This window comes from Aeromicrobium sp. REDSEA-S32_B7 (assembly GCF_001626145.1).
Taxonomy (GTDB): Bacteria; Actinomycetota; Actinomycetes; order Propionibacteriales; family Nocardioidaceae; genus Aeromicrobium; species Aeromicrobium erythreum.
The window spans coordinates 1-4,878 of record NZ_LUNF01000095.1 but is presented as its reverse complement, the minus strand read 5'-3'; the positions used below and the strand labels follow the sequence as shown (position 1 = coordinate 4,878).

Below are 4,878 nucleotides of genomic sequence, written 5' to 3'. Positions count from 1 at the left end.
GCCCCGGCCTCGTCGACCCTGCCGACCTGCCGGGCACGCCCGGCCAGGTGTCGCCCTATGCCCGTGTCCTCGACGCCGGCGATCCCGGCGACGTCGCCGCTGTCCGCGACGGTCGCGCGGGCGTGCAGGACGAGGGATCGCAGATGGTGGCCCTCACCGTGGCCGAGGTTGCCCTCGAGGGGTCCGACGCTCGCTGGCTCGACCTGTGCGCCGGCCCGGGCGGCAAGGCCGCGCTCCTGGGTGCCCTGGCCGCGCAGCGCGGCGCCCACCTCGTCGCCAACGAGGTGCAGCCGCACCGCGCGGAGCTCGTCCGGCGTGGGCTGCGGGCCCTCCCCGACGTCGAGGTCACCGTCCACGACGGACGTGAGGGGCCCTGGGAGCCCGGCTCCTTCGACCGTGTCCTCGTCGACGCGCCCTGCACGGGCCTCGGTGCGCTGCGCCGGCGCCCGGAGTCGCGCTGGCGTCGGACGCCGGAGGACCTTGCCTCGCTCGTGCCGCTGCAGCGCGCGCTGCTGCGCCGCGCGGTCGACCTCACGCGTCCGGGTGGGCTCGTGGGCTACGCGACCTGCTCCCCGCTCGTCGACGAGACGCTCGAGGTCGTCGAGTCGGTCGGGCCCGGCGTGGCGGAGCTCGTCGGCGTCCACCGGTGGTGGCCGCACCGCGACGGCACCGACGCCATGTTCCTCGCCCTCCTGCGCCGTCGCTGAGCGGAGCCCCGACCACGCGCCGAGGGTCTCGGACCCGCCACTACGCTGTCGGCCATGGCCATCCAGATCACGCCGAGCCTGCTGAACGCCGACTTCGCGAACCTCGCGGGGGAGGCCGCTCGCATCCCGACGGCGGACTGGCTGCACATGGACGTCATGGACAACCACTTCGTGCCGAACCTGACGCTCGGCGCGCCCGTCATCGAGGCGCTGAGCAAGGCGGCCCAGCAGCCGATCGACGCCCACCTGATGATCGCCGACCCCGACCGGTGGGCCCCGGCGTTCGCCGAGGCAGGGGCGGGGAGCATCACCTTCCACGTCGAGGCCGCGGCGGCGCCGGTGCGGCTGGCCCGCGAGATTCGCGCCCAGGGTGCGCGGGCGTCCATGGCGCTCAAGCCGGCGACGCCGATCGAGCCCTACGCCGAGCTGCTGCCCGAGCTCGACATGGTCCTCGTGATGACGGTGGAGCCCGGGTTCGGCGGCCAGAAGTTCCTCGACCTCTGCCTGCCGAAGATCCGGCGCACCCGCGAGCTGATCGCCGCGAGCGGCGGCGAGGTCTGGCTGCAGGTCGACGGCGGCGTCTCCGTGGAGACCATCGAGCGGTGCGCCGAGGCCGGCGCCGACACGTTCGTCGCCGGCTCGGCAGTCTTTGGCGCGGACGACCCGGGCGCCATGGTGGAGACCCTGCGCGAGCTCGCCACCAGCGCCTGCGCGCACTGAGCCCCGCGACGGCCGCCCGGACGGTGCGACGCGTCCGTAGCGTGGGACGTCGCAGCGGCTGCGACACGCCCGGCTAGACTGTCGCCGAACGAGCAACAGCTCGCGTGTTCCGGGGTCGGTGCAAGTCCGAACCGGCGGTGACAGTCCGCGACCCGCACCTCTCGGGGTGAGGTTGAACCGGTGGAACTCCGGTACCGACGGTGAAAGTCCGGATGAGAGGAAACACGCGGGGTCTGGGGCCGAGGTCCGTCCTGGACCCTGGCGTCGGACCCGTCGACCCCGGTGCGGCGAGCCCGACCGGAGGACGAGATGGCGAGCGACACCGAGCTGCAGGCGATGCGCACGGCCCTCGAGGCCGCCCGATCCACCGCGCGGACGCTCCCGAACCCCCGCGTCGGCTGCGTGCTCCTCGCCCCGTCGGGCGAGGTCCTCGCCGTGGGTGCGCACCACGGCGCCGGGACAGCCCACGCCGAGGTCGACGCGCTGCAGCAGGCCGGCGACGAGGCCCGCGGTGCCACGGCCGTGGTCACCCTCGAGCCCTGCGCCCACACCGGACGCACCGGCCCCTGCGTCGACGCGCTGCTGGCGGCAGGGGTCGCGCGGGTGGTGCACGGTCAGTCCGACCCGAACCCCGAGGCTGCGGGCGGCGCCGAGCGGCTGCGCGCGGCCGGTGTCGACGTCGAGGGCGGTGTCCTCGCCGAGGACGCCGCGGCGCTCAACGTCGAGTGGACCTTCGCCGTCACGCACGGACGTCCGTTCGTGACCTGGAAGTACGCGGCCACGATGGACGGCCTCAGCGCTGCCCCGGACGGCTCGAGCAAGTGGATCACCTCGACCGCGGCCCGCCGCGACGTCCAGCGCTTCCGCGCGGAGGCCGACGCGATCATGGCGGGCACCGGCGCGGTGCTGGCCGACGACCCACGCCTGACGGTGCGCGACGCCGACGACCTGCCGCTGCCCTACGCGCAGCAGCCGTTGCGCGTGGTCGTGGGGGAGTCGCGCATCCCCTCCTACTACCGCGTCTTCGACCGGGTGGCGCCCACGCTGCTCGTGCAGACGCGTGAGCCCGACGAGGTGCTGTCCAAGATGGTCGAGAACGGCGTCCGGCACGTGTGGCTGGAGGGCGGGCCCCGCCTCGCGGGCGGCTTCTGGAACGCCGGGCTGGTCGATCGCGTCATCGGCTACATCGCCCCGGCGATGCTGGGCTCGGGACGAGCCGCGCTGGAGGGCGAGGCCGCCACGCTGGCCGACCTACGGCCGATCGACCTCGACGACGTCACGCGGATCGGACCCGACATCCGCATCATCGGCACGCCCGGGCGTGCCCCGCGGGAGGAGATGCCCTGATGTTCACCGGACTCGTGGAGGAGAAGGGCGTCGTGACGGCCGTGGAGCCGCTGGGCGACTCCGTGCGGCTGTCGGTGCGCGGGCCCGTGGTCACGGCCGACGCGACCCACGGCGCGTCGATCTCCGTCAACGGCTGCTGCCTCACCGTGATGGCGCAGGAGGCGGACGTCTTCAGCGCCGACGTGATGGCCGAGTCGCTCGACAAGACCTCCCTGGGCGACCTCGCGCCCGGGGCCGAGGTCAACCTCGAGCGCGCGATGGCGGCGGGCGGGCGCATGGGCGGCCACGTGGTGCAGGGTCACGTCGACGGCACGGGCGCCCTGATCGACCGCACCCCGAGCGAGCACTGGGAGGTGCTGCGCTTCTCGCTGCCCGACGACCTCGCGCGCTACCTCGTGCCGAAGGGCTCGATCACGGTCCAGGGCGTCTCGCTCACGGTCGTCGAGGTCACCGACCCCCGGGATCCCGCTCCCTGGTTCTCGGTGTCCCTCATCCCCACCACCCTCGCGGACACGACCCTCGGCACCCTCGCCCCCGGCGACCGGGTGAACCTCGAGGTCGACGTCCTCGCCAAGTACGTGGAGCGGCTGCTCGCCGCCCGCCTCCCGAAGGAGAACCCCGCATGAGCACCTACTCCGACGCCGACGGCGACACCGTCCGGCTCGACAGCATCGAACGGGCGATCGCCGACATCCGCGACGGCAAGGCCGTCGTCGTGGTCGACGACCCGGGTCGCGAGAACGAGGGCGACATCATCTTCGCGGCGAGCAAGGCGACGCCGGAGCTGATGGGCTTCCTCATCCGGCACTCCAGCGGCTACGTGTGCGCCCCGGCGCCGGGTGCGGTGCTGGACCGGCTGGGCATCCCGCTCATGACGCCGCACAACCGCGAGCTGATGCGCACCGCGTACACGATCTCGATCGACGCGCGCGACGGCATCACCACCGGCATCTCCGCGGCCGACCGGGCGCGCACGGTGCGTGTGCTCGCGGACTCGGCGACCGAGTCGTTCGAGCTCGTCATGCCGGGCCACGTGCTGCCGCTGCGCGCGAAGGACGGCGGCGTGCTGGCCCGCGCCGGGCACACGGAGGCCGCGGTCGACCTCACCCGCCTGGCGGGCCTCACGCCGGTCGGGGTCATCGGGGAGGTGGTGCACGACGACGGCGAGCTGATGCGCGCCCCCGCGCTGCGCGCGTTCGCCGACGCCGACGGGCTGAACTTCCCGCTTCTCTCGGACTTCTGGCCGCACGGGGAGGTCTCGCGCGCCTACGACGTCTTCGACGAGCGCAACGGCTGCCCGCGCCGCTCCTCCTACGTCGTGGACCGCGAGGGGGCGATCCGGTGGGCCGTGCACAACGCGATGCCCGAGGGGCGCGACCTCGACGAGCACCTGCGCCAGCTCGCCGACGCCGTCTGAGGCGCCACCTCACCGTCCGGTGCCGTGATGGTCTGGACCGGATCCGGCTTTTTCCCTTGCAGCACGGGGTTTTCGCGGATCGACCACGTACCGTAGGGGACGTCGAACCGCTGGTGACCCGAGACGCCAGCGGTTCGACTCATTTCATGGGGCATGCCGTTTCCGCGGCCGGGCCCCGCCCTCGGTAGGGTCCTGCCTCGCACGGGCGTATAGCTCAGCGGTAGAGCACCTCGCTTACAACGAGGTGGTCGGGGGTTCGATCCCCTCTGCGCCCACCATTGCGATGTCTCAGGACATCGGAATAGGCCGAAGGGTCTGCTGCACAGATAGGTGACATCTGATCTGTGGTGCCGAGAGGTGCCGCTGGAACGATGTGCACTGTGCCGAAGTCGTACCCCAAGGAGTTCCGCGACGACGTCGTCCGCGTCGCGTGGAACCGTGAGCCGGGAGTCCATCTCAAGCAGATCGCTGCCGACTTCGGCATCAGCGAGTCCTGCCTGACCAACTGGCTCAAGATTGCTGACGTCGAGGACGGCATCAAGCCTGGGACCACCGCCGCTGAGAACACCGAGCTGCGTGAGGCCAAGAAGCGGATCCGGTTGCTGGAGCAGGAGAACGAGGTCCTGCGCCGTGCTGCTGCCTACCTCTCCCAGGCGAACCTGCCGGGAAAATGATGTACCCGCTCGT

At 72.5% G+C, this 4,878-nt stretch carries 4 protein-coding genes, 1 tRNA gene, 2 pseudogenes and 1 riboswitch; all 7 genes and pseudogenes read left to right on the top strand.

Annotated features, from left to right (window positions below):
* Positions 1-707 (top strand): annotated as a pseudogene (locus A6Q79_RS07095) (rRNA cytosine-C5-methyltransferase); the annotation flags it as partial.
* 54 nt (positions 708-761) lie between these two features.
* Positions 762-1,427, top strand: a complete 666-nt coding sequence (gene rpe, locus A6Q79_RS07090; protein ID WP_286690518.1) for a ribulose-phosphate 3-epimerase — start codon at positions 762-764, stop codon at positions 1,425-1,427.
* 100 nt (positions 1,428-1,527) lie between these two features.
* A riboswitch (FMN riboswitch) is annotated at positions 1,528-1,655 on the top strand.
* An 81-nt stretch (positions 1,656-1,736) separates the two neighbouring features.
* Complete coding sequence (gene ribD / locus A6Q79_RS07085; RefSeq protein ID WP_286690517.1) at positions 1,737-2,774, top strand: bifunctional diaminohydroxyphosphoribosylaminopyrimidine deaminase/5-amino-6-(5-phosphoribosylamino)uracil reductase RibD; 1,038 nt, start codon at positions 1,737-1,739, stop codon at positions 2,772-2,774.
* Positions 2,774-3,400 (top strand): riboflavin synthase, encoded by a 627-nt coding sequence (locus A6Q79_RS07080; protein WP_286690516.1) that lies wholly within the window; start codon positions 2,774-2,776, stop codon positions 3,398-3,400. The genes ribD and A6Q79_RS07080 overlap by 1 nt, the downstream gene beginning before the upstream one ends.
* On the top strand, positions 3,397-4,191 hold the full coding sequence (ribB, locus tag A6Q79_RS07075) for a 3,4-dihydroxy-2-butanone-4-phosphate synthase (protein WP_317697378.1): 795 nt from the start codon (positions 3,397-3,399) through the stop codon (positions 4,189-4,191). The genes A6Q79_RS07080 and ribB overlap by 4 nt, the downstream gene beginning before the upstream one ends.
* Positions 4,192-4,394: 203 nt before the next feature.
* Positions 4,395-4,469 (top strand) — tRNA-Val (locus tag A6Q79_RS07070).
* 102 nt (positions 4,470-4,571) lie between these two features.
* A pseudogene (locus A6Q79_RS07065) lies at positions 4,572-4,878 on the top strand (transposase); the annotation flags it as partial.